The organism is Avibacterium volantium, assembly GCF_900635775.1.
GTDB classification, from domain to species: domain Bacteria; phylum Pseudomonadota; class Gammaproteobacteria; order Enterobacterales; family Pasteurellaceae; genus Avibacterium; species Avibacterium volantium.
This window is the reverse complement of record NZ_LR134167.1, coordinates 684,699-707,977: the sequence shown is the minus strand read 5'-3', so window position 1 is coordinate 707,977 and position 23,279 is coordinate 684,699. Positions and strand designations below refer to the sequence as shown.

24 protein-coding genes, 2 pseudogenes and 1 other annotated feature are annotated in these 23,279 nt (G+C 40.0%); of the genes and pseudogenes, 21 read left to right on the top strand and 5 right to left on the bottom strand.

Annotated features, from left to right (window positions below; genetic code table 11):
- Positions 1-2: 2 nt before the first annotated feature.
- The 3 genes from ELZ61_RS03490 to ELZ61_RS03480 all read right to left on the bottom strand — a co-directional run bounded on the left by ELZ61_RS03490 (position 3) and on the right by ELZ61_RS03480 (position 2,525).
- Complete coding sequence (locus ELZ61_RS03490; protein WP_126371472.1) at positions 3-1,256, bottom strand: TRAP transporter large permease; 1,254 nt, start codon at positions 1,254-1,256, stop codon at positions 3-5.
- Positions 1,257-1,583 (bottom strand): TRAP transporter small permease, encoded by a 327-nt coding sequence (locus ELZ61_RS10845; RefSeq protein ID WP_164550716.1) that lies wholly within the window; start codon positions 1,581-1,583, stop codon positions 1,257-1,259.
- A 102-nt stretch (positions 1,584-1,685) separates the two neighbouring features.
- The gene (locus ELZ61_RS03480; protein WP_164550715.1) at positions 1,686-2,525 is read right to left on the bottom strand and encodes a TRAP transporter substrate-binding protein; all 840 of its coding nucleotides are present in this window, start codon (positions 2,523-2,525) and stop codon (positions 1,686-1,688) included.
- Positions 2,526-2,854: 329 nt separating this feature from the next.
- Here ELZ61_RS03480 and ELZ61_RS03475 point away from each other — a divergent pair, with 329 nt between their 5' ends.
- The 14 genes from ELZ61_RS03475 to ELZ61_RS03415 all read left to right on the top strand — a co-directional run bounded on the left by ELZ61_RS03475 (position 2,855) and on the right by ELZ61_RS03415 (position 15,327).
- Positions 2,855-4,081 carry an MFS transporter gene (locus tag ELZ61_RS03475; protein ID WP_126371466.1) on the top strand — a complete coding sequence of 409 codons (1,227 nt, stop codon included), beginning with the start codon at positions 2,855-2,857 and terminating at the stop codon, positions 4,079-4,081.
- A 10-nt stretch (positions 4,082-4,091) separates the two neighbouring features.
- Entirely contained in the window at positions 4,092-5,762 is a 1,671-nt protein-coding gene (gene fdrA / locus ELZ61_RS03470) for an acyl-CoA synthetase FdrA (protein WP_126371464.1), read from the top strand.
- Between the two features lie 14 nt (positions 5,763-5,776).
- Complete coding sequence (locus ELZ61_RS03465) at positions 5,777-7,030, top strand: YlbE family protein (RefSeq protein WP_126371462.1); 1,254 nt, start codon at positions 5,777-5,779, stop codon at positions 7,028-7,030.
- 43 nt (positions 7,031-7,073) lie between these two features.
- Positions 7,074-7,874 carry an oxamate carbamoyltransferase subunit AllH family protein gene (locus ELZ61_RS03460; protein ID WP_126371460.1) on the top strand — a complete coding sequence of 267 codons (801 nt, stop codon included), beginning with the start codon at positions 7,074-7,076 and terminating at the stop codon, positions 7,872-7,874.
- On the top strand, positions 7,874-8,779 hold the full coding sequence (locus tag ELZ61_RS03455; protein WP_126371458.1) for a carbamate kinase: 906 nt from the start codon (positions 7,874-7,876) through the stop codon (positions 8,777-8,779). The genes ELZ61_RS03460 and ELZ61_RS03455 overlap by 1 nt, the downstream gene beginning before the upstream one ends.
- A 109-nt stretch (positions 8,780-8,888) precedes the next feature.
- The gene (gene allD, locus ELZ61_RS03450) at positions 8,889-9,947 is read left to right on the top strand and encodes an ureidoglycolate dehydrogenase (RefSeq protein WP_126371456.1); all 1,059 of its coding nucleotides are present in this window, start codon (positions 8,889-8,891) and stop codon (positions 9,945-9,947) included.
- Positions 9,948-10,140: 193 nt separating this feature from the next.
- Positions 10,141-10,362, top strand: coding sequence for a hypothetical protein (locus tag ELZ61_RS10835; protein WP_164550714.1), 222 nt, complete (start codon positions 10,141-10,143; stop codon positions 10,360-10,362).
- Between the two features lie 287 nt (positions 10,363-10,649).
- Positions 10,650-11,126 (top strand): 2-C-methyl-D-erythritol 2,4-cyclodiphosphate synthase, encoded by a 477-nt coding sequence (ispF, locus tag ELZ61_RS03445; RefSeq protein ID WP_126371454.1) that lies wholly within the window; start codon positions 10,650-10,652, stop codon positions 11,124-11,126.
- Positions 11,127-11,142: 16 nt separating this feature from the next.
- Positions 11,143-12,150 (top strand): tRNA pseudouridine(13) synthase TruD, encoded by a 1,008-nt coding sequence (truD, locus tag ELZ61_RS03440; protein ID WP_126371451.1) that lies wholly within the window; start codon positions 11,143-11,145, stop codon positions 12,148-12,150.
- Positions 12,151-12,158: 8 nt separating this feature from the next.
- On the top strand, positions 12,159-12,899 hold the full coding sequence (gene surE / locus ELZ61_RS03435; RefSeq protein ID WP_035685409.1) for a 5'/3'-nucleotidase SurE: 741 nt from the start codon (positions 12,159-12,161) through the stop codon (positions 12,897-12,899).
- Positions 12,900-12,932: 33 nt separating this feature from the next.
- Positions 12,933-13,508: a YqaA family protein gene (locus ELZ61_RS03430; RefSeq protein WP_126371449.1), complete on the top strand. Its 576-nt coding sequence runs from the start codon at positions 12,933-12,935 to the stop codon at positions 13,506-13,508.
- 14 nt (positions 13,509-13,522) lie between these two features.
- Positions 13,523-13,711, top strand: coding sequence for a hypothetical protein (locus tag ELZ61_RS03425; RefSeq protein WP_103854175.1), 189 nt, complete (start codon positions 13,523-13,525; stop codon positions 13,709-13,711).
- 13 nt (positions 13,712-13,724) lie between these two features.
- Complete coding sequence (nlpD, locus tag ELZ61_RS03420; RefSeq protein WP_126371447.1) at positions 13,725-14,942, top strand: murein hydrolase activator NlpD; 1,218 nt, start codon at positions 13,725-13,727, stop codon at positions 14,940-14,942.
- Position 14,943: 1 nt separating this feature from the next.
- Entirely contained in the window at positions 14,944-15,327 is a 384-nt protein-coding gene (locus ELZ61_RS03415; RefSeq protein ID WP_126371445.1) for a hypothetical protein, read from the top strand.
- Positions 15,328-15,400: 73 nt separating this feature from the next.
- On the opposite strand, the gene ELZ61_RS03410 is transcribed toward ELZ61_RS03415, so the two are convergent.
- Both ELZ61_RS03410 and ppa read right to left on the bottom strand, forming a co-directional pair.
- The gene (locus ELZ61_RS03410) at positions 15,401-16,171 is read right to left on the bottom strand and encodes a M48 family metallopeptidase (protein WP_126371443.1); all 771 of its coding nucleotides are present in this window, start codon (positions 16,169-16,171) and stop codon (positions 15,401-15,403) included.
- A gap of 71 nt (positions 16,172-16,242) precedes the next feature.
- Positions 16,243-16,770: an inorganic diphosphatase gene (gene ppa, locus ELZ61_RS03405; RefSeq protein WP_103854223.1), complete on the bottom strand. Its 528-nt coding sequence runs from the start codon at positions 16,768-16,770 to the stop codon at positions 16,243-16,245.
- A 159-nt stretch (positions 16,771-16,929) separates the two neighbouring features.
- Between ppa and ELZ61_RS03400 the strand changes: the two genes are divergently transcribed.
- From ELZ61_RS03400 to ELZ61_RS03370, 7 genes and pseudogenes are all read left to right on the top strand, one after another.
- On the top strand, positions 16,930-18,180 hold the full coding sequence (locus ELZ61_RS03400; protein ID WP_126371442.1) for an aromatic amino acid transporter: 1,251 nt from the start codon (positions 16,930-16,932) through the stop codon (positions 18,178-18,180).
- Between the two features lie 76 nt (positions 18,181-18,256).
- The gene (locus ELZ61_RS03395; RefSeq protein WP_197717468.1) at positions 18,257-19,000 is read left to right on the top strand and encodes a class I SAM-dependent methyltransferase; all 744 of its coding nucleotides are present in this window, start codon (positions 18,257-18,259) and stop codon (positions 18,998-19,000) included.
- Positions 19,001-19,089: 89 nt separating this feature from the next.
- Positions 19,090-19,227 (top strand) — a sequence feature (His leader region).
- 32 nt (positions 19,228-19,259) lie between these two features.
- Positions 19,260-20,159, top strand: coding sequence for an ATP phosphoribosyltransferase (hisG, locus tag ELZ61_RS03390; protein ID WP_126371438.1), 900 nt, complete (start codon positions 19,260-19,262; stop codon positions 20,157-20,159).
- 41 nt (positions 20,160-20,200) lie between these two features.
- On the top strand, positions 20,201-21,499 hold the full coding sequence (gene hisD, locus ELZ61_RS03385) for a histidinol dehydrogenase (protein WP_126371436.1): 1,299 nt from the start codon (positions 20,201-20,203) through the stop codon (positions 21,497-21,499).
- 45 nt (positions 21,500-21,544) lie between these two features.
- Positions 21,545-22,258, top strand: coding sequence for a virulence RhuM family protein (locus ELZ61_RS03380; protein WP_241969719.1), 714 nt, complete (start codon positions 21,545-21,547; stop codon positions 22,256-22,258).
- A gap of 38 nt (positions 22,259-22,296) precedes the next feature.
- Positions 22,297-22,951: pseudogene (locus ELZ61_RS03375) on the top strand (IS1595 family transposase).
- Positions 22,952-22,971: 20 nt separating this feature from the next.
- Positions 22,972-23,238 (top strand): annotated as a pseudogene (locus tag ELZ61_RS03370) (type II toxin-antitoxin system death-on-curing family toxin); the annotation flags it as partial.
- Between the last annotated feature and the right edge of the window lie 41 nt (positions 23,239-23,279).

Sequence of the window (23,279 nt, the reverse complement as noted above, 5' to 3'; positions counted from 1 at the left end):
AGTTATACCATATTGATGACTAAAATATTGACTAAAATCAATGCAAATAAAGATATTGCGTAAAAAGGGAATAAGAGTTTAACTGTTTGTTCATAGTTCAAGGCGCCAATTTCTTTCGCCACAAATAAACTTAAACCAAATGGTGGCGTGTACATCCCAATTGCCCCATTAATTGCCATTATCGCACCAATTGCAATAAGAGGAATATTTGTTGCGACACTAATCACCATAATAACACTACTTAAAATTACAGCAAGGGAAGTAATGTCAATAATCATACCAAGTGATAGGAATAAAATATTAATTAAAATGAGCGGTATCACATTACTTTCAAATCCCAGAAAGAACTCATGCACAACATCAAGATAATTACTTTCCGCTAATAGCCAACCCAGTAAACTAGCAGACGTCATAATAATCATTATTTGACTTGTCGTTTTTACTGAATCCAATACTATTTTAGATAGTCGTTTTATAGTAAGATCTTTATATACAAAAAAACCTAAGAATAGCCCATAAACAAGGATTGCAATACCTGCTTCCGTTGGACTAGTAATACCTGTAGAAATGCCTAAAATGACAATAAATGGCAGTAATAATGCAAGAAAGCCATTTTTTAGCTCTTTATAAAACTTATTTGCTGAAATTTCTCTGTCACTTTTTATATTATTGAACCACGCATAAAAAATAGTACTAATAAGGAATACTGATCCAAAAATAAATCCCGTATAAGCTCCATAAATAAAAAGCTCTTTGATAGAGGTATTGGTTACCACCCCATAAACAATAAGAAAAATGCTAGGTGGAATAACAATACCTAGAGAGCCAGTACTAATTATCAGTCCTAATGTAAAGTTTTTTGAGTAGCCCGATGAATACATAGATTCGCGCATTAACTTTCCTACTGTTAATACAGTTGCTGGCGCAGAACCACTAATAAGAGAAAAGAATAAAGCGCTTAGAACAGTAACGATGCCTGCTCCACCATAAAATGGTGATAATAACACTTTCAAAAATGAAACAATGCGTTCACCAATTTTTGAACAACAAATTAAATTCCCAGCCAAAATATAAAGTGGGATGGCTAATAAAGAATATTTATCAATACCACTATATAATTGCTGTATAATGAGCCCCACAGCAATATCACCACGCAATAGAATATAACCTATACAAGAGAATAAAATACTTATATAAAGAGGAATACCTAATAAAATTAATAAAAAAAGACATAAAAAAAGCAGTAAAAAACTCATTTATTCACCCTCCTTATATCTAATCAACAAAGATATTATAAATACCAATGGAATTATAAGATAATTTATCCATTGTGGTAATCCTGTTGTAGGAGAAACTTGGTTGAAAGGGATAATGATTAAGAGAAAATAAATAGAGAACACGGATATAAAAAGATAAACAATACGTTCTACTATAAGCTTTACAAAAGCAAACTTTTTATTATCAAATAATAAAATGGAAATGTGATCATTTTTAATATTTAGTAATAAAGCACCTAAAAAAACATCCCAAATCATTATTACTCTAGCCACTTCATAGGACCACTTAATTGAGAGACTAAACATTGATCTTAAGATTATTTCTAATAATAACAACAGAAACAATACTATCAGTAGCCCTATACAAATTCTTTCAATATACCTCACAAACATAGCCACCCCTTACATTCAATAAGTTGATAATAAAAAGTTTTTTCTTAATGTAGAAATGTAATCAGGAGAAACAACTCTAATATGTTTATTTGTTAAAATTTCCTTTAAATAACTCTCTTCTAAGTTGCTAACTTGCTGTCTTTGTAAATTACGAGCGTATTGTTCAGCTTTTCTTAATTGCAACTTATCTTCTAAAGAAAGCGTATCATACCAAGATTTAGATACAATAAATACATAGCCTAGATAAGCATGATTACTGAGTAAAAGCTCATTTTGTACTTCATAAATTTTCGTTGTTGCAATAGTCGTTATAGGGTTTTCTTGGCATTTTACGATACCGTGTTCAAGTGCAACATATAGTTCACTAAACGGTATCACTAAAGGGAGGGCTTTAGCTGCTTTATATTGACTAAAAAGAATTGGACTAGACATTATTCTAACTGAAATACCATTTAAAGGATAAGGATTATCTGGTGTCAGACGTTGAAATACATTATTGCAAGTAATTTGCTTAAAGCCAGCTTCCCAAAAGCCTAAACCAATCATACCTTTCTTATTCAAATCCTGAATAAGTTTATTCCCCATTTCGCCATCTAGTTTTTGGTATGCATCCAGTTTATCTTTAAAAATAAATGGATAATCGAGTTTTTTTAATGGAGGATGAAAATTTGCTAATTTTGAAGTTGGAATAACTGCCGCGTGAATAACACCCAATTGTAATAACTCTGTGGAATAAATGTCATCACCTAAGACATTATTCGGATAAATATTAACTTGAATTTTATGATTACTCAGTTCATCAAGTTTCTCTTTAAATTTTTCTACACCATAATGAACAGGGCTAGTTGAACTCATATCATGATGAAATCTAATACGCATTGCTGCATATGTATGAGATACGCCTACTATAGATAATAAGAAGAATAAGAAACACCTAACTATAATTCTCATACTATCACCATTGCCAAAAGAGAAAAAACGTAGCACTAATATATCACTTTTTATCTAGCGCAAGATTTTTATAATTAATTTAAATAAATAAATTAAATAGATTTAAAGATCAATATTTGATTGTTTAATTTTTTTAAAAAATAGACTAAAAACATTTTTTTCATATAGAAAGTCAGATTGTAATTTCTTTAAATTAAGCCGTATGAAATTTTTCTTTTATATAGGAGTTATCTATGAATAATCATATCCCTAAAAATAATAAATTCCACATTCCCGCTTGGTGGATTACTGTATTTATGTTCTGGTTAGGCTGGATCTTTATGTATGCTGATCGCACCATCCTTAATCCTGTAATGGGTGATATTCAAAAAGAATTTTCTCTCTCAAATACGCAGTTAGGATTAATCAGCTCAGCATTCTTTTTTGTCTATGCGGCTTTTCAAGTACCATCTGGTATCTTGGGAGATAAAATAGGTAAGAAAAAAGTATTGGTACCGGGCTTCATTTTATTCGGTATCTTTACCGCAGTCAGTGGTTGGGCAAAAAATTTAACAATGATGCTATTTGCCCGTGGAATAACAGGAGCCGGTCAAGGTACATATTATGGTCCACAGTTTGGTTTATCTAGCGAACAAATTCCAGAGGAAAGACGCTCATTTGGTGCCGCAATTATCAATTCTGGTATGGCTGTAGGTACTGCTGCTGGTTTTATCATCGCAAGCTGGTTGGTCTATGATCTCGGTTACAACTGGCGTATGCCATTTTATGTTATGGCAGTGCCTACCGTCATCGTAGGATTATTGATTCTCTTTTTTGTAAAAGAAAAGGTTAAAGAAAAGAAAGAAGCTGAAAATATTGAAGCACCAAAAGCAAGCATTAAAGAGCTTATTCATAATAAAGATTTACTTAAAATTTATGTCACAGTGTTCTGCTCGCTCTTTGGTTTCTTCGTCATTCTTACTTGGCTACCTTATTATTTACAAGCTGAACGTGGTATTGATGGCAGTGAAATTGGTTCCATTTCATCACTTGTCGCTTGGGTATCTATTCCCGGGGCATTACTCTGGGCAAAACTCTCCGATCATTTAGGTAAGCGTAAAATTATTGCGGCCCCCCTTCTCATTGCTGCAATTATTAGTATTTCTTGCATTGCTTATTTGCCTACAACGAATATGGTGATTGCCGCTATTTGTCTCTATGGTTTGGTTGGTAAATTAGCCTTAGATCCCATTCTCGTAGCCGCTGTCGCAGACAATGTTAAGCCAGAACAATATTCATCTGCTTTTGGTGTGTACAACTTCGTTGGTATGAGTTCATCCGTTGTTGCCCCTACTTTAGCAGGCACTATTAGTGATAGTACAGGTAGCTTAGCTTCTAGTTTCTATCTATCTGCCGTCTTACTTACTATTGGCTTGATAGCTTTTATTTCTATCAAAGAAAAGCATTCTACTAAAAATTGAGGATAACCATATGATTACAGCAGCAATTAAATCAAATTGTTTCCAAGATTCTGTAAGTTTGATGATTATTTCAAAAACATTATCTGCAATGGAATCAGTAAAACAAGTTTCCGTAATGATGGGAACACCAGCAAATAAAGATTTGTTTAAAACAACAGGTCTATGGCACGACCTATTTAATGAAGCAACACCAAATGATATTTGTATTGCTATTGAAACGGAGAATACCGCAAATTCTGAGGTGATATTAGCTGAAGTTTCAGATGCTTTAGACAATGAGCTTGCCAATATAGCAAATGCTTCACGTGGTAAAAAATTACCCACTGTGCGTAGTTGGGCGCGTGCAGAAAAAGCATTACCTGATGCTAATATTGCTCTTATTTCTATTGCTGGAGAATACGCTTCAGGAGTAGCAAATCAAGCGCTTGATAAAGGTTTGAATGTCATGATGTTTTCTGACAATGTGTCTATTGAAGACGAAATTGCATTGAAACAGAAAGCTAAACGTAAAAATCTGATTGTTATGGGGCCAGATTGTGGAACCTCTTATATTGCCGGAATTCCTCTTGCATTTGCCAATAAAATGCCAAAAGGCAATATTGGTATCGTTGGTGCTTCAGGTACAGGTATCCAAGAATTATGCTCTCAAATTGCACTAGCTGGTTCTGGTATTACACACGCTATTGGGTTAGGAGGACGAGATTTGTCTGAAAAAGTCGGAGGTATTAGTGCAGAAATGGCGTTAGATTTATTAGAAAATGATGAAAATACACAAGTCATTACTTTCGTCTCTAAACCACCTGCACCAAATGTACGTCTGCGTATAATAGAAAAAATGCAATCTCTTACAAAACCTGTTGTTGCTATTTTCTTAGGAGATAAGCCTGAACAGAAACGTTTAAGTGGAGGAGTTCACTTAGCTTATACCCTTGATGAAGCAGCAAAAAGTGCGGTGCATTTTCAAAAAGTTTTTTCCTTATTTAAACAATCAGGCAAAGCATTAACATTTACCTCTATCCGTGGGCTTTATACAGGAGGAACATTGGCAGCAGAAGCAGCGATGCTACTTGCTGACGCATTAGATGAAAAACTGGAAACATCCCACGATAAAGGGCTAATGTTTAATGCGCAAAATCACACAATTATTGACTTAGGTGATGATTTCTACACCGTAGGACGTCCTCACCCAATGATTGATCCTTCTACACGCACAGATCAAATTTTAGCCTTAAAAGATGACTCATTTGGCATATTACTTGTTGATGTGGTGCTTGGTTATGGTAGCTGTGCTGACCCAGCTAAAGCGGTGATTGAAGCTGTTACATCCTTACGCCAACAAAAAACAGAGCCATTTGTCGTCATAGCAACAGTTACTGGTACTGATCAAGATCCACAAAATCGTCAAGCACAAATTCAAGCATTAGAGGCAGAAGACATTATTGTTGCCAATAGTGTACAAGAGGCGGTAGATATGGCTTTGATTGCAGGACAGCTTTCATTAACTACACACCAAGGCTTTTCGCAAAACAATCTCTTAGCAGAACCAAAAGTTATTAATATTGGATTAACGAATTTTGCGGAAGATTTACTACATTGCCAAGCGACAGCGATCCATTATCGTTGGGCGCCTATTGCGGGTGGCAATGCAAAAATGATCCAGTTACTTAATAAATTGTCCTAAAGAGGAAAATCACTATGAAATACGATATTAATCAAGCAAATCAAGAAGTTATCACTAAAATTAAATCTGCTAGACCATTTTGGTTAGGGGTAAAGCTAGCAAAAGAGGTTATTCCAGAATTTAATGAAGGAAAACTCTTATTACATGCGGGGCCTCCAATAACTTGGGATGAAATGACAGGGCCAATGCAAGGTGCTTGTATTGGTGCTGCATTCTATGAAAAATGGGCAGAAACAGAAGAGCAAGCCAGAGAATTATTGGCTTCAGGACAAGTACGCTTTATGCCTTGTCATAATGTTAATGCAGTTGGTCCAATGGGAGGAATCACTTCTGCGAATATGCCAGTATCAGTGCTAAAAAATAAAACCCATGGAAATTATTCTTACTGTAATTTGAATGAAGGAATAGGGAAAGTGATGCGTTTTGGGGCTTATGGTCTTGATGTTCAAACGCGTTTACAGTGGATGAGAGATCATTTAGCCCCAGTGCTTAATGAGGCTTTACAAAGTTTACCCGAAGGCTTAGATCTCACTGCATTAATGGCACAGGCGATTACAATGGGTGATGAATTTCATCAACGTAATATTGCCGCCTCAGCATTACTTTCAAAAACACTTGCACCACTTATTTTTAAACAAAAACGCGATGTATCTGAATTAACCAAAGTGATGGAATTTTTAAGTGCAACGGATCAATTCTTTCTTAATCTTGCAATGGCATATTGTAAAGCGGTAATGGATGCCGCTGCGACCGTAGGTAAAGGTTCTGTTGTTACTGCTCTTACTCGTAATGGTAAAGATTTTGGAATACGTGTCAGTGGATTAGGCAATCGTTGGTTCACCGCACCAGTTAATACGCCCCAAGGTTTGTTCTTCACCGGATTTACGCAAAATGATGCTAATCCAGATATTGGAGATAGTGCAATTACTGAAACCTTTGGGATTGGTGGTGCAGCAATGATCGCAGCACCGGGTGTAACACGCTTTGTTGGAGCCGGAGGTTTTGATGCTGCTCTCGATGTTTCAGAAGAAATGAGCGAAATTTATTTAGATAATAATGAAATGCTGCTTATTCCAACTTGGGATTTTAAAGGGGCTTGTGTTGGGTTAGATATCCGTCGAGTCGTAGAAACGGGCATTACCCCTCTAATTAATACAGGAATAGCACATAAAGATCCGGGCATTGGACAGGTTGGAGCCGGTACCGTTCGTGCGCCTCTAGCTTGTTTTGAAGCCGCATTAGAAGCATTAGCCGAAGAAATAGAATAAATAGCAAGGAGAGGGGCGGATATCTCTCCGCCCTTTTAATAAAATGAAAATAATCTCTCGTTTTTATGCGCATCATTTTTCAGCTTTCGGTGATTACTCAGTATTGAGTCTTCATCGTAAAGCGATTAATTTTGTGAACGCACAAGGACAATTATTTTCTATTCATCCTTCTGTACGCTATATAACGCCTTTTGGAATTGTTGTATCACATACTGATTTTCAGTATCTATATAAAACATTAATACCTACACAGACTATTCTATGCAAAAAAAATCAATTAATTTTAAATAATGATGTCCATCTAGTATTCTCAGGTAGAATACTTAATACAACACTTCATGTTCGTAATATTCCAAGTAATCATCAATTTTATCTACAAAATTTTGATCGAAATTTTTCTGATTATCCATTGGAACAGAAAAAAAGACTTGGACTCATTACCAATTTTTTGATAAAACCAAATAAAGCTACAACACTCGAACTTATCAATTCAATTGGCTTTGGGCGTGGACTCACTCCTAGTTTCGATGATTCTCTCATTGGGATGTTAGCAATCTTATATTTGAAAGGGCAAAAAGAACGCTATTTTCCTATACTAGATTCTTATTTAAAACCTCAATTTTTATTACAGAACACAACATATCTTAGTGCGAATTTTATTCTATCTGCTTTACAAGGGGCTATCTCTTATCCTTTTTACCGTTTTTTATATAAATTGACTATGCCAAGAACAAATTTTCCTTTCGCCTTAGCAAACTTTCTGAATTATGGTCATAGCTCTGGGTTTGATACTTTATTAGGTATGAAAACGACCCTTCTTACATTACAACAGGAGAAAATATAATGAAATCGACTATCGTCATCGCCCTTGGTGGTAATGCTTTATTGAAACGTGGACAATTAATGTCTTATGAGAATCAATTAGAAAATATCCAAATTGCAGCTAACGCAATAAGTAAACTAACTGAAAAATACCAAATTGCGATTGTACATGGTAATGGTCCACAAGTTGGTTTACTTGCTCAACAGAATGATAATTATAAAGAAGTTCCAGCTTATCCTTTAAGCTGCCTTGTTTCTGAGACTCAAGGGATGATCGCAACGATGCTGGTACAAGAGTTACGTAAAGTGACGAATAAACCTATTGTCTCTATACTTACACATGTTGAAGTTGATGCTAATGATCCTGCTTTTAGCGATCCTACTAAATTTATTGGTGCGATATATTCAGAATCTGAAGCAAAAATCTTTGCGGAAAAATATGGCTGGTCGATAAAACCTGATGGTCAACATTTTCGTCGTGTCGTTGCTTCACCAAAACCAATCAAAGTAAGAGAAAGTGCCGCAATTAAGACCGCACTTGATAATGGCAATATTGTTATTTGTGGAGGTGGAGGCGGAATCCCAGTCACACAAATTGAGGGTACATTTAGTAATATTGATTGTGTTATTGATAAAGATGCAACAGCAGCACTGTTAGCAACTCAAATTCAAGCTAGTTATTTAGTCATTTTAACTGATGGAGATGGTATATATCTTAATTGGGGAACACCAGAGCAAATAAAATTAGATGAGATAGATACAAATAAATTAGCAACATATACCTTCGCGAAAGGCTCTATGCAGCCTAAGGTAGATGCTGTGATTGAGTTCGTTAACTCGGAAAAAGGACGAATTGGTCTCATTGCAGATTTACAACTAGCCTCTGAAGCACTGTCTGGTAAAGCAGGTACGCGAATTACCAATTAAGAAACGTAATTTTCTTAAAAATTCAGGGATGATTGTTATTCTTATTTAGAATAAATATAACATCACCATATAAAACGATATCACAATTTAATGACATAAGGAGGGGCTTATGACTCAATTAATTACTTTATCAAGTAATCAACTCCATGATTTAATTTGGAAAAAACTTACCGCTGCCGGATTGCCGAAAGAACAAGCGATAGAAACAGCAAATCATCTACTTTATTCTGATGAGTCTGGCATCCATTCTCATGGAGTAATGAGAGTTGAATATTACGCAGAAAGGATAACGAAAAAAGGAGTAACGCTTCTCCCCAAAATTCATATAGAAAAAACAAGCCCGAGTACAGCCATTATTCATGGTGACAATGGTTTCGGTCACTTCGTTGTAAATCAAGCTATACCAGATATCATTCATATGGGTAAAAGTGCAGGTATCGCAATGGTAGGCATCTCAAAAACGAGCCATGTTGGGACAATGGGATATTATTTAGAGAAAATTGCAAAAGCTGGATTGATAGGAATTGCGATGTGTCAATCAGATCCAATGGTTATCCCATTCGGTGGTACAGAAAACTATTTTGGAACGAACCCTATTGGATTTGGTTTACCTTACAATGATGATACCGTGGTTTTCGATATGGCAACAACCGTCCAAGCTTGGGGAAAAATTCTTGATGCCAGAAGTAAAAATATTTCAATTCCAGATAGTTGGGCAGTTGATAGCGATGGTAATCCTACAACAGATCCTTATAAAGTCAGTGGTTTATTACCTATTGCTGGCCCCAAAGGTTATGGTCTTATGATGTTAGTCGATGTTCTATCTGGCGTATTACTTGGTTTACCATTTGGTAAACACGTTTCTTCAATGTACACAGATCTCTCACAAGGTCGAGATTTAGGTATGGCATTTATTGTCATCGATCCAAATAAATTTATTGGGCTTGAGCGATTTAAACAAAGCATCAGCATAATGCTCAATGAGCTTCATTCAATAAAGCCTAATAGTAAAACAGATAAAGTGCTATATCCCGGTGAGCTTTCCGTTATTAAACGTAAACAAAGTCAGGAAAAAGGTATTCAAATTCCGAAAGACATTATTGATTATTTACAAAGTGAGGCAATTCATTTTGATCGCTATGATCATAAAACAAATTTTGCAAAATAAAAATAAACAAAAATTGATCTGCTCCCCAAAAGTTGGACATCATCCACAAATTAAGGAGCAGATTTTTATGGGAAAACATTACTCAACAGAATTCAAGCTACAAGCTATTTCCTTTGTCTCTGAGCAAGGAATGAGCGTGCGTCAAGCCGCGGAATATTGAGGCATACCCAACCATAGCCAAATTGTGAGTTGGTTGCAACGTTTTAAAAAATACGGTATTAATGGACTCGTTCGTCAGCCAAATCGGAAGAAAAATACGATGAAAACACCCAAACTCCCTATCAAAACCGATGAAAAAAGCCTTTTATTACAAGAGCTTGAGTATCTTCGTGCGGAGAATGCCTATTTAAAAAAGCCTTTGGAGCTCAGGAGGCTCAAACTCAAGCGGAAAAATGTGCCACCGTCCGAGAATTAAGAACGCAGTTTCCCCTTTCCTTATTACTGAAGAAAGCGTTGTCAAAGCGCGTTTCGGGTGCTACTCCATTTATTCATAGTGACCAAGGCTGCCTTTATCAATTAGCAGCGTGGCGTGAAATGTTCGTGGATGAAAAGAGTGTGCTCAAAGCGATTCAGAGTTTAACTTCCTAGGTGTCTAGGATTTGGGGGGCGGATCACTTTAATTATTCATTTTTGAATACCCGCATTGGTGCTATAATTTTCGACCATTTCATTAATAACATTTTATTAATAATAGGAAAGAATATGATACGAATTGGGCATGGGTTTGATGTACACGCCTTTGGCGGTGAAGGGCCGATTGTGATTGGCGGGGTGGCAGTGCCTTATGAGAAAGGTTTGCTAGCGCACAGTGATGGCGATGTGGCGTTGCACGCGCTAACTGATGCCTTGTTAGGTGCGGTGGCGTTGGGGGATATTGGTAAATTATTCCCAGACACCGATCAGCAATATAAAGGGGCGGACAGCAAGGGCTTGCTGCAAGAGGCTTATCGCCAAGTGCAGCAAAAAGGATACAACGTTGGTAACGTGGACATTACGATCATTGCCCAAGCACCGAAAATGCGTCCGCACATTGATGCGATGCGGGCTGCCATTGCTCAGGTTTTAGCTTGTGATGTGGATCAAGTGAACGTGAAAGCCACCACGAGCGAAAAGCTGGGTTTTACTGGGCGCGGCGAAGGGATCGCTTGTGAAGCGGTAGCGCTTTTGGTGAAGGCCTAAAATGCAAGAAAACATAATGCAAGAATTAGCTTTTTTACAATCCCACCCCATACAGCAAGCACGTTTAAAAGCAGAATGCTCGGATTTTATTGTCAAAGAAGAATTAGGCTATGAAATGGTGGGCGACGGGGAATTTGTTGCCCTTTATGTGCGAAAAACCGATGCTAACACGCTATTTGTCGGCGAAAAATTAGCGGAGTTTGCGGGCGTTCCAGCGCGTAATATGAGTTATGCTGGATTAAAAGATCGCAAGGCGGTTACTGAACAGTGGTTCTGCTTACATATGGCAGGCCAGCCCACCCCTGATTTCAGCCAGTTTCAGCTAGAGGGCGTGGAAATCCTCAATGTAACACGGCATAACCGCAAAATTCGTACAGGCAGCCTAGACGGCAATCATTTTGAGATTTTATTGCGTGATGCCAAAGAAACAGAGGATCTCAAAGTGCGGTTGGAAAATCTGAAAAATTTCGGTTTTCCTAATTATTTTACTGAGCAACGTTTTGGCCGTGATGGGCATAATCTCACTCAAGCGATGCGTTGGGCGCAAGGCGAAATTAAGGTGAAAGATCGCAAAAAGCGCAGTTTTTATCTTTCCGCCGCGCGCAGTGAAATATTTAATTTGGTGGTGTCTGATCGCATTCAAACAGAGCTTACACAGCAAATTTTACTGGGCGACATTGTGCAGCTCAACGGTTCGCACAGTTGGTTTCAAATTGATGAAAATGAAGATTTAAATGCCTTAAAAGAGCGGTTAGAAAATCAAGATATTTTGCTCACCGCACCTTTAGTTGGGGAAAGCATTCAGTCTGCCAATCCGCGTGAAATGGCGATCGTGCAGCAACATCAAGATATTTTAAATTTAATGCAAAAAGAACGAATGAAACCAAGCCGCCGCCCGCTCTTAATGCAAGCACAGCATTTGCACTGGGAATTTTTACCCGAAGGGCTAAAACTGGCGTTTTATCTGCCTGCTGGCAGTTATGCCACAGCGCTCGTTCGCGAATTAGTACAGATTATTGAATAGGAAATGCAATGAATATTTTACTCTCTAATGATGATGGCATTCACGCCGAAGGCATTAAAGCGCTTGCCAAAGAATTGCGTAAAATTGCCCAAGTTACCGTGGTCGCGCCCGATCGTAATCGCAGCGCAGCGTCCAGCTCGCTCACCTTAGTCGAGCCGTTACGCCCAATGAAATTAGACAATGGAGATTACTGCATTAATGGTACGCCTGCAGATTGCGTGCATTTGGCGTTAAATGGTTTTCTTTCAGGGCAAATTGATTTAGTGGTATCTGGCATTAACGCTGGGGTAAATTTAGGCGATGATGTGCTTTATTCAGGAACGGTTGCCGCCGCCTTTGAAGGCCGTCATCTTGGCTTGCCTGCCATTGCGGTATCCCTTGATGGGCGTCAGCATTATGAAACCGCTGCACGCATTGTGTGTGAACTTGTGCCGAAATTGCATAATCAGTTACTGAAAAGCCGCGAAATCATTAATATTAACGTGCCAGATTTGCCTTATGAAGAAATTAAAGGCATCAAAGTTTGCCATTTAGGCTATCGTGCTGCGGCTGCGGAAGTGATTAAACAACAAGATCCTCGTGGCGACACAATCTATTGGATTGGCCCTGCAGGCTTGGCGGAATATGAGCAAGAAGGCACGGATTTTCACGCGGTGAAAAATGGCTATGTTTCCATTACGCCAATCCAAGCAGATATGACCGCTTATCACTCACTTCAATCTTTACAAGATTGGTTAAAAAGTGAATAATGCAATGTTTTACAACAGCTTGAGGATAGTCGATTGAAAATTTTTGGTACGCTGTACGATAAAGTGATGCAATGGTCAACCCACCGCTATGCAACGGGTTGGCTGATTTTTACTAGCTTTATTGAATCCATTTTTTTCCCCGTTCCGACCGATGTAATGCTGATCCCAATGGCGATTTCTCAGCCCAAACGTGCTGTGCGTTTTGGCGTTTATGCTGGCGTCGCTTCCCCAATTGGCGGGATTGTGGGCTACGCACTGGGCTATTATGCCTTTGATAGTATTCAGCATTATCTCGTTAGCCTTGGTTATCAAGCACAATTTGACACCCTGCTCAGTTGGTTTCAACGTTGGGGCGTTATGGTGATGTTTCTTGCGGGCTTTACGCCGTTGCCCTATAAACTTTTTACTATCTGTGCGGGTGTAATGCATATGGCATTTGTGCCTTTTTTGCTCATTTCCCTCGTTTCACGGCTGGCAAGGTTTATCTTGGTGGCGAAATTATCCGCTTGGGGCGGGCAGAAATTTGCCCATCGGCTACGTCAATCCATTGAGTGGATTGGCTGGGCTGTGGTGCTTCTTGCTGTGATCATTTATTTCATTTTTAAATAAAAGTGCGGTCAAAAATGCAGAAATTTTTAATCTTATTTGCTTGCTTTTCTCTGTTAGGGGCTTGTTCATCAGAACCACAACAGCAAGATGAAAATGCCCTTCCACCGGGAATGATGCAGCCTGTGCTTGGCACTGGAGCAACGGAAGATGCCCAATGGCAACCGATTATTGAAAAACAACCTATGCCAGAATCAATGAATTAATAGAGGAACTACAATGAAAAAATCATTTTTACTTTTACCTATTAGCGTGGCAGTGCTATCCGCTTGTTCATCAAGCGCACCAGCGCCTGTAGAAAGTGCTGATGGCGCATTACCACCAGGCACAATGCAGCCCGTAGATAGCAACGCAGGCAATACTTGGGAACCACAAATTCAGCAACAAAGTATGCCAGCGACAATGACTGCACCAGCAACACAACCGGCTTATCAAGCGCCGCAGGTACAAACGCCACAAGTGCAAGCACCGCAGGTTGCCCAAGTGCAACGACAAACAACTCAGGTGCAACAACAAGCAAACCAAGTGGTTCAACAAACTAAAAAAACTGTGACTAACACACAAGCCAAAGCACAGCAGGTTTCGCAAAATTTTGAGATTCCGCGTAATCCTGAAACCAATGCGCCAGATTACAGCAAAATCGACAAAGGCTTTTATAAAGGGAATACCTATAAAGTACGCAAAGGCGATACGATGTTCTTAATCGCTTATATTTGTGGCATTGATGTCAAAGAGCTTGCAGCAATGAATAATATGTCTGAGCCTTATACCTTAAGCGTAGGGCAAACTTTGAAAGTGTCTAACGAAACCGCACCAGCGCCAACACCAGTGAATACCACTAGCACAGCAAAACCTGCTGAAAAACCAGCTAAACCTGTTGAGCCTGCGGTAACCTATACACCAGGCCCTAACGGCACACAATATGGCTCTGATGGCTCAATTATTGGCCCAGTCAAATCAAATACTGGCACACCAGCACAAGCCACTGCGCAAGCACCTGTAGCGGTAACCCGAACTGCACCAGTTGTGGCAAAACCCGTGCAAACTCAAGCGCCAGCTGTATCAAATGTGGCGTGGCAATGGCCAACTAGCGGTAAAATCGTGCAAGGTTTCTCCACTTCAGATGGTGGCAACAAAGGGATCGACATCAGCGGTTCGCGTGGGCAAGCGGTTAATGCCGCCGCTGCGGGGCGTGTCGTTTATGCTGGAAACGCGTTGCGCGGTTATGGGAATCTTATCATCATCAAACATAATGATGATTTCCTCAGTGCCTATGCGCATAACGAAAGCATTTTAGTGAAAGATCAGCAAGAAGTACGCGCAGGTCAGCAAATTGCAAAAATGGGCAGCTCTGGCACAAATAGCGTAAAACTTCACTTTGAAATTCGTTACAAAGGTAAATCCGTTGATCCTGTAAACTATTTACCAAGACGCTAAGATGAAAAAACGTATAACATTATCTTTACTTAGTACAGCCCTGATAATGGGCTGTACTTCCCCTTCGCCGATGCCTTTAGTGGGCGCAGACAGCGATGAAAAAGGCTGCATTCCTTCTGCGGGCTACACTTGGTCAGAACTCAAACAGCAATGCGTACAACCTTTTTCTATTGCCGATATTCGTTTAACCGATCCTGAAAACCCAACCCTTGCGGTATATGTCATTCTTGCCCAAGAACAAGGCAAAGCCGAAGTCTTCTCAGCGAATTTACCGCAAAATTTAATTTTAGATGTGGTAAAAGGCGGCTACGCGGCAAAAGATAAAAGCCTTTATTTAATCAAAACCCAAACAGGCTGGGAACTGAGAAAACCAACTCGTTCTTAGAAAAGGTAAAAATAAGTGCAGTGTAAAATTTCTGAATTTTCCACCGCACTTTGTTTTGTCTATTTGTAAATAATTACTTACTCACTTTATAAATCGCCACAGCCTCCGGCATTAGGCGAAGTAGATTTTGTTGGCGATCTTTATCGCTTGGGTGAGTGGAAGAAAGTGCAGCAAGTACACCTTGTGAACTCGATGACGCTTTTTGCATTTTTTCCCATAATCTAGGTGCGGCTTCTGGGTTGTAGCCCGCTTTTGCCATTAATAATAAGCCGACTTCATCGGCTTCTGTTTCAGCGCTGCGAGAATAAGGTTTATCGAGCGCCCAATCTTTGGTAATTCCGATAATAAGTCCGCTACCTTCTGAACCAATTTGAGTGGAAAGTGCAACGTGAGCCACTTGTGCGACAACATTGGTAAATGCTCCCATATTTACTTTTTTCTTACCGTGTTCTTTGAGTGCGTGCGCCATTTCGTGTCCCATTACGGTAGCGATTTCATCATCACTGAGCTGTAATTTATTCACTAATCCGGTATAAAATGCCATTTTTCCGCCCGGCATTGCCCACGCGTTTAGCTCATCGGATTTAATCACCGTAATTTGCCAGTTGAACGGCTGCCCTGTGTGGTTTTCTTGATTCGCATAAGGATACATTTTGTTAAAGACTTTATGAATGCGTTTTGCGGTGGTGGAAGTGGTATCCACAGCCCCTTGCTGTTGTGCTTGATTCACCGTTTGGCGGTAATTTGCTGCGGCTTGTTGGTTAATGCTCGCGGAATCCGCACAGGCGTTAAGCATTAATGCCAATACAGAAAGTGCGGTGATTTTTTTCAAGGTTTTTAACATTTTCACTCCTTAAGTTTACACATAGAAAAATACCGCCCTACGAAAAGGCGGTATTAAAAGTAAAGGAAAAATTATTTTTTCGCGCGCTCAAAAGACTCTAAAATCTCTTGGCGAGCAGCTTCAACACCTTCCCAACCATCAACTTTCACCCATTTACCCGCTTCAAGGGCTTTGTAGCTTTCAAAGAAGTGTTGGATTTGGGCTTTTAATAAAGCTGGTAAATCACCTACATCTTTAATGTGATCGTATTCTTTGCTTAATTTTGTGTGTGGCACGGCGATCACTTTCGCATCTTGACCTGATTCGTCCGTCATTTTTAACACACCCACTGGGCGGCAACGGATCACAGAACCTGGTTGTAATGGATAAGGAGTTGGTACTAATACATCAACAGGATCGCCATCTAAAGATAAGGTGTGGTTAATGTAACCATAGTTCGCTGGGTAGAACATTGCGGTTGCCATAAAGCGATCAACGAATAATGTCCCAGTTTCTTTATCCACTTCATATTTGATTGGATCTGAATTAGCTGGGATTTCAATAACAACATAAATATCATCAGGAAGTTCTTTTCCTGCTGGAACGATTTCTAAACCCATTTGGTCTTTCCTTCTAGTTAATGAATGGTAATAAAACCCTTGAATTATAGCTTGATTTTTTTGCTTTTGCCAAGCTAAACGGGCAATTTAGCCATTGTATTTTTATTTTGTACTATTATAATAGTTCATCGATACCAATATTAAACTTTAGGTGAATTTATGAAAAAAAATCCTTCCTTATTCGGCGGTGCAATGATTATCGCTGGCGGCACCATTGGTGCAGGAATGTTGGCAAACCCTATTGCCACTTCTGGCGTGTGGTTTATCGGCTCTATTTTGATCCTTTGCTACACTTGGTTTTGTATGACCACATCGGGCTTAATGCTACTTGAAGCTAACTTGCATTATCCCACAGGGGCAAGTTTTGACACCATTGTAAAAGACTTGCTCGGCAAAGGCTGGAACGTGCTAAATGGGCTTTCCGTGGCGTTTGTGCTCTATATTCTCACCTACGCTTATATCACCTCTGGCGGCGGTTTGACGGAAAGTTTTCTAAATCAATTATTTAGCAGCGAACAAAGTGCGGTGGAAATTGGACGCATTTCTGGCTCGCTGATTTTCTGTGCGGTACTCGCCTTTTTCGTGTGGTTTTCCACCAAAGCCGTAGATCGCTTTAGCACCGTTTTAATCGCGGGAATGGTGGTTGCTTTCTTACTCTCTGTAACCAATTTGTTAGGAATGGTAAACACCGATATTTTGCTTGATAGCCTAGCCACAGAAGATAGCCAATATCTACCATTCGCCCTTGCTGCCTTACCGGTTTGTTTGGTGTCTTTTGGTTTCCACCAAAATGTGCCGAGCTTAGTGAAATATTATGATCGCGATAGCAGCAAAGTGACCAAATCTATTATTTACGGCACATTTATCGCATTAATAATCTATATGTTATGGCAGCTTGCCATTCAGGGCAATTTGCCGCGTAATGAATTTATCCCAGTGATCCAAAAAGGCGGCGACATTGCAGCATTACTTGAAGCCTTGAATAGCCAAATTCAAACAAATTTTGTGGGCTTAATGTTGCGTTTCTTTGCTTATATGGCGATTGCCAGCTCATTCCTTGGCGTAACCCTTGGTTTATTTGATTACATTGCGGATTTATTCAAATTCGACAACAGCAGCGCGGGCAGAACAAAAACCGCATTAATCACCTTCTTACCGCCGTTGATTTTAAGCCTGCTTTTCCCTTATGGCTTTGTGATCGCCATTGGCTACGCAGGGCTTGCGGCGACCATTTGGGCGGTGATTATTCCCGCGCTTCTTGCCAAAGCTTGCCGCACTAAATATCCAAACCAAACCTACCAAGTTTATGGTGGCAACGGAATGATTTACTTCGTTATCCTGTTTGGTCTGCTCAATATCTTTATTCAACTGGCCGATCTCTTTGGCTTGTTACCGGTATTTGGCAGATAAACCTAAATCGCTTAAAATAGGCTTAAATTTCAACCATTAGCACGGGAAACCGTGCTAATTTTTTCACATAACAATAATGAAAACCTCCGTTTACGATAAAGAAGGCTTTTTTGAGCTTTACCAAAAATTACGCCAAAACCCCATTAGCCTGAATGAAATTGTGGAAAAGCCCACAATGTTAAGTTTAATGCCTGATTTAACGGGCAAAAAACTGCTCGATCTGGGTTGTGGAATGGGCGAGCATTTACAGCTTTATTTGCAAAAAGGCGCAGCATTTGTGGTGGGAATGGATTTATCTCAAGCAATGTTGAGTCAAGCGGCAAAAAATCTCGCCGAAAAACAACCGCACTTTACATTACATCAACTCGCAATGGAACAGCTAAATACCTTGCCTGATGACAATTTTGATGTGATTACTAGCTCTTTCGCTTTTCATTATGTGCAGGATTTTCCTCAGCTGCTCGCCAATATTTATGCCAAGCTCAACACCAACGGCACACTTATTTTCTCGCAAGAACACCCGATTGTTACCTGCTATCAAGGCGGGGAGCGATGGGAAAAAGATCAAAATAAACAGCAACTTGCCTATCGTCTGAATTATTATCGCGATGAGGGCGAACGGCAGCGAAATTGGTTTAAACAGCCTTTTAAAACCTATCACCGCACCTTGTCCACCATTGTAAACGATCTCATCAATGCGGGCTTTCAAGTGGAAAAAATGCTTGAACCAATGCTGGCGGATCAGCCCGAATGGCAGCAAGAATTCAAGGATTTGCAGCATCGCCCCGTGTTACTTTTCATTAAAGCGAAAAAAAGTTGAAAATTTTGCTTGCATAAAAAAGTTTTTTTGCATAGATTAGTAGGCAGTTATTTTTTGGAGAAACACAAAATGAATTTTAATCGCAATACTCATCATCACCATCACCCTGAATAATCTTTCAGGCGATGGCTATTGCTTGGAAGATAGGACTTCCGAGCGAGTGTTGCCAATCCTACTAATTTAAAAATTAGCGATCTCTCGGAAGTTTCTTTCGAGAGATTTTTTTATACCCAATATTTTTAATTAGAAGGAAAACACAATGACTAACCCAACTCGCTTAAGAATCGCCTTACAAAAGAAAGGTCGCCTCAGCAAAGATTGCGCCGAGCTGCTCAAGCAATGTGGCGTAAAAATTAACTGGAACGAACAACGTTTAATCGCTTATGCGGAAAATATGCCCATCGAAATTCTTCGCGTGCGTGATGACGATATTCCCGGCTTAATTTTTGATGGCATTGTAGATCTCGGCATTATCGGCGAAAACGTGCTGGAAGAGGAAGAACTCGGCCGTCTTGCCACGGGCGAAAGCGTAGCGTACAAAAAATTACGCACCTTAGATTTTGGCGGTTGCCGTTTATCGCTTGCCATCGATCGCGATCGTGCTTACAACGGCGTGCAAGACTTCGCTAATTGCCGCATTGCTACCTCCTACCCTAACCTACTCAAACGCTATATGAACGAACAAGGTGTAGCCTTCAAAAGCACTCTGCTCAATGGTTCGGTGGAAGTTGCCCCGTCCGCAGGTTTAGCTGATGCCATTTGCGATCTAGTGTCATCAGGCGCGACCCTTGAAGCAAACGGCTTAAAAGAAGTGGAAGTGATTTATCGCTCCACCGCCTGCCTGATTCAACGCAAAGAACCGTTATCAAACGAAAAACAAGCCCTTGTGGACAAACTCCTCACCCGCATTCAAGGCGTGCAACAGGCGGGTGAATCCAAATACATTATGCTCCACGCACCGAAAGCCCAACTGGAAACCATTATTTCCCTGCTTCCTGGGGTGGAAAACCCAACCATTTTGCCTCTCGCTCACGATGAAAGCAAAGTGGCACTGCACGCAGTGAGCCAAGAAACCTTATTCTGGGAAACAATGGAAGAATTGAAAGCACAGGGTGCAAGCTCGGTTTTAGTGCTACCCATTGAAAAAATGCTCGCTTAAAGTGCGGTGAAATTTTGCAACAAATTTTAAGGAAGAACACAATGCAAACCCTAATCTGGAAAAACTTAACCCAACAAGAAAAACAACAAGCCTTAATGCGACCTGCCATTTCGGCAGCACAGTCCATTAAAGACGCTGTGGACGCCATTCGTGAAAAAGTGCAAGGTGAAGGCGACAAGGCGTTATTTGAATTAGGCGAAAAATTCGACAAGGTCAAACTAGACAGCCTCGTTATCTCGCAAGCGGAAATTCAAGCAGCAGCGGCTCGCTTACCTGATGAATTAAAAACCGCCATTCAAAATGCCAAAGCCAACATCGAACGCTTTCACCAAGCTCAAATCCCCCAAGCGGTGGACATTGAAACCCAAGCGGGCGTGCGTTGCCAAGTGGTAACTCGCCCGATTAATCGGGTGGGCTTGTATATCCCCGGTGGCTCTGCCCCGCTTTTTTCCACCGTCTTAATGCTTGCCATTCCTGCCAAAATCGCGGGCTGTAAAAAAATCGTACTTTGCTCCCCTCCGCCTATCGCTGATGCCATTTTATATGCGGCAGATCTCTGCGGGGTCGAAACCATTTACCCTGTTGGCGGCGCACAAGCTATTGTCGCAATGGCATTCGGTACAGAAACCGTTGCTAAAGTGGATAAAATCTTCGGCCCCGGCAATGCCTTTGTTACTGAAGCCAAACGTCAAGTGAGCCAAGCACTGAACGGTGCTGCCATTGATATGCAAGCAGGCCCTTCTGAAGTATTGGTCTTGGCAGATGAAAATGCCGATCCCGATTTTGTCGCCAGCGATCTGCTCTCTCAAGCGGAACACGGTGCAGATAGCCAAGTGATTCTGGTTACCCCGAGCGAAACGTTAGCAAAAAGCACCGCACTTGCTATCGAACGCCAACTTGCCCAATTACCCCGTGCTGAAACAGCACGACAAGCCTTGGATCACAGCCGTATTTTTATTGCCGAAGACTTAGCGCAAGCAGTGGAAATCAGCAATCAATACGCTCCAGAGCATTTAGTGGTGCAAGTGGAAAACGCCCGTGCGTTGCTCGATCAACTGGATAACGCAGGATCGATTTTTCTCGGTGCATACAGCCCTGAAAGTATGGGCGACTACGCCAGCGGCACCAACCACGTTCTACCCACCTATGGCTACACTCGCACCACGTCCAGCCTAGGCTTAGCAGATTTCAGCAAACGAATGACCGTGCAAGAACTTAGCCCACAAGGCTTCCAAGATCTCGCACCAACAGTGATCCAAATGGCCACCGCCGAACAGCTCGATGCCCATAAAAATGCCGTGTTAGTGCGGTTGGAGAAGTTGCAAAAATTGTACAAATAACGAATAATTAACTGTTTTTATATACAGTTATATATCGGAGAGAATATGCAAAATCAAATTGAAATTTATCAATCGCAAGATGGTTCAACACAGGTAGAGGTTCAATTTAACCAAGATACTGTTTGGCTTTCTCAAGCTCAAATGGTATCCCTATTTGGACGAGATGTTTCTGTTATTTCAAGGCATATTCGTAATGCAATGAAAGATGGTGAAATCTCAGAAAAAAGCAATTTGCAAAAAATGCAAATTGCTTCTTCTGACAGACCAATTACCTTATATGATTTGGATACCGTAATTTCTGTGGGATACCGCGTGAAATCACCAGAAGGTGTTTCATTTCGCCGTTGGGCAACCCAACGCCTTAAAGAATATCTGGTTCAAGGTTATACGCTAAATCAAAAGCGTTTAGCTGAAAAAGGTGTAGAGTTTGGTCAAGTTATCGCCCTGCTGGATCGTACATTAAGCAATCAAACGTTAGTGAATGAAGAAGGAAAAGCTGTGCTTGCCGTGGTGCAAGAATACTCACGCAGCTGGAGCTTATTACAGGCTTATGACGAACAAAGTCTAAATTCCAATCAGCAAAAACAAAATAAAATGCGCCCATTATTAATACCAGATGTCGAAAACGCGATTGCACAATTAAAGCAAACGCTCATTGAAAAAGGCGAAGCCACACCATTATTTGCCAACCCTCGCAATGACGGGCTGGCGTCTGCTATTCATACCATTGAACAAGGTTTTGGTGAGGAATTATTTTAGGGGCTGTAGTAGATTAGCAACAATGCTATACTACAAAAATGAAGATAACATATTGTAAATTAAAGAAATCTATACAGAAAAAACTGCTTGAGTTTTTTGTCGCAGAAGTTACTGCAAGAACGGCAGCAAATTTGCTAGATATTCAACCGAATACAGCCGCTTTGTTCTACCATAAAATCAGGCTTGTGATTGGCTATCATTTATCCCTTGAAGTTAACGAGATTTTTGAGGGGGAAATTGAACTAGACGAAAGCTATTTTGGTGGTCATCGAAAGGGAAAACGAGGACGAGGAGCGGCTGGAAAAGTTGCTGTTTTTGGGTTACTAAAACGACAAGGAAAGGTATTTACTGTTGTGGTTGAAAACACCAATAGTGAAACATTACTCCCTGTTATTAAAAGAAAAATCAAGCCTGATAGCTGGGTTTATACGGACACTTATCGCAGTTATGATGCTCTTGATGTGAGTGAATTTCACCACGAACGAATCAATCATTCCGAGCTATTTGCGGTGAAACAAAATCATATTAATGGCATTGAAAATTTTTGGAATCAGGCGAAGCGGATACTGCGAAAATATAATGGAATTAACCGAAAAAAACTTTCCCTTATTCTTGAAGGAATGTGAATTTCGGTTTAACTTTGGGACACCAAAAGAGCAGTTAAAAATATTGCGAAAATGGTGTGAAATTTAGGGCTAATCTACTACAGCCCCTTATTTTATCCAAATATCGCTAGCCGCGCAGCTCACTTGTTATATTTTATCATTAAAAATCATCCACTTACTGATGGAAATAAACGAACTGGCGCATTTCTATTCCTTTGGTATTTAAGATTAAATCAACATTTGCTTGCCAAGCCAGTAGAACAGCTGATTAATGATAATACCTTAGTGGCGCTTGCTCTGCTTGTGGCAGAAAGTTTACCAGAACAAAAAGAATTAATGATAAAACTTATTGAGCATTTTATTTTAATCAAATAAAACTGCGGTCAAAAAAACAAAAATTTTTAGAGAGAACAAAA

Coding starts and splice junctions, on each gene's coding strand:
- ELZ61_RS03490 (WP_126371472.1), bottom strand. CDS start 1,256: ATGAGTTTTTTACTGCTTTTTTTATGTCTTTTTTTATTAATTTTATTA.
- ELZ61_RS10845 (WP_164550716.1), bottom strand. CDS start 1,583: ATGTTTAGTCTCTCAATTAAGTGGTCCTATGAAGTGGCTAGAGTAATA.
- ELZ61_RS03480 (WP_164550715.1), bottom strand. CDS start 2,525: ATGAGTTCAACTAGCCCTGTTCATTATGGTGTAGAAAAATTTAAAGAG.
- ELZ61_RS03475 (WP_126371466.1), top strand. CDS start 2,855: ATGAATAATCATATCCCTAAAAATAATAAATTCCACATTCCCGCTTGG.
- fdrA (WP_126371464.1), top strand. CDS start 4,092: ATGATTACAGCAGCAATTAAATCAAATTGTTTCCAAGATTCTGTAAGT.
- ELZ61_RS03465 (WP_126371462.1), top strand. CDS start 5,777: ATGAAATACGATATTAATCAAGCAAATCAAGAAGTTATCACTAAAATT.
- ELZ61_RS03460 (WP_126371460.1), top strand. CDS start 7,074: ATGAAAATAATCTCTCGTTTTTATGCGCATCATTTTTCAGCTTTCGGT.
- ELZ61_RS03455 (WP_126371458.1), top strand. CDS start 7,874: ATGAAATCGACTATCGTCATCGCCCTTGGTGGTAATGCTTTATTGAAA.
- allD (WP_126371456.1), top strand. CDS start 8,889: ATGACTCAATTAATTACTTTATCAAGTAATCAACTCCATGATTTAATT.
- ispF (WP_126371454.1), top strand. CDS start 10,650: ATGATACGAATTGGGCATGGGTTTGATGTACACGCCTTTGGCGGTGAA.
- truD (WP_126371451.1), top strand. CDS start 11,143: ATGCAAGAATTAGCTTTTTTACAATCCCACCCCATACAGCAAGCACGT.
- surE (WP_035685409.1), top strand. CDS start 12,159: ATGAATATTTTACTCTCTAATGATGATGGCATTCACGCCGAAGGCATT.
- ELZ61_RS03425 (WP_103854175.1), top strand. CDS start 13,523: ATGCAGAAATTTTTAATCTTATTTGCTTGCTTTTCTCTGTTAGGGGCT.
- nlpD (WP_126371447.1), top strand. CDS start 13,725: ATGAAAAAATCATTTTTACTTTTACCTATTAGCGTGGCAGTGCTATCC.
- ELZ61_RS03415 (WP_126371445.1), top strand. CDS start 14,944: ATGAAAAAACGTATAACATTATCTTTACTTAGTACAGCCCTGATAATG.
- ELZ61_RS03410 (WP_126371443.1), bottom strand. CDS start 16,171: ATGTTAAAAACCTTGAAAAAAATCACCGCACTTTCTGTATTGGCATTA.
- ppa (WP_103854223.1), bottom strand. CDS start 16,770: ATGGGTTTAGAAATCGTTCCAGCAGGAAAAGAACTTCCTGATGATATT.
- ELZ61_RS03400 (WP_126371442.1), top strand. CDS start 16,930: ATGAAAAAAAATCCTTCCTTATTCGGCGGTGCAATGATTATCGCTGGC.
- ELZ61_RS03395 (WP_197717468.1), top strand. CDS start 18,257: ATGAAAACCTCCGTTTACGATAAAGAAGGCTTTTTTGAGCTTTACCAA.
- hisG (WP_126371438.1), top strand. CDS start 19,260: ATGACTAACCCAACTCGCTTAAGAATCGCCTTACAAAAGAAAGGTCGC.
- hisD (WP_126371436.1), top strand. CDS start 20,201: ATGCAAACCCTAATCTGGAAAAACTTAACCCAACAAGAAAAACAACAA.
- ELZ61_RS03380 (WP_241969719.1), top strand. CDS start 21,545: ATGCAAAATCAAATTGAAATTTATCAATCGCAAGATGGTTCAACACAG.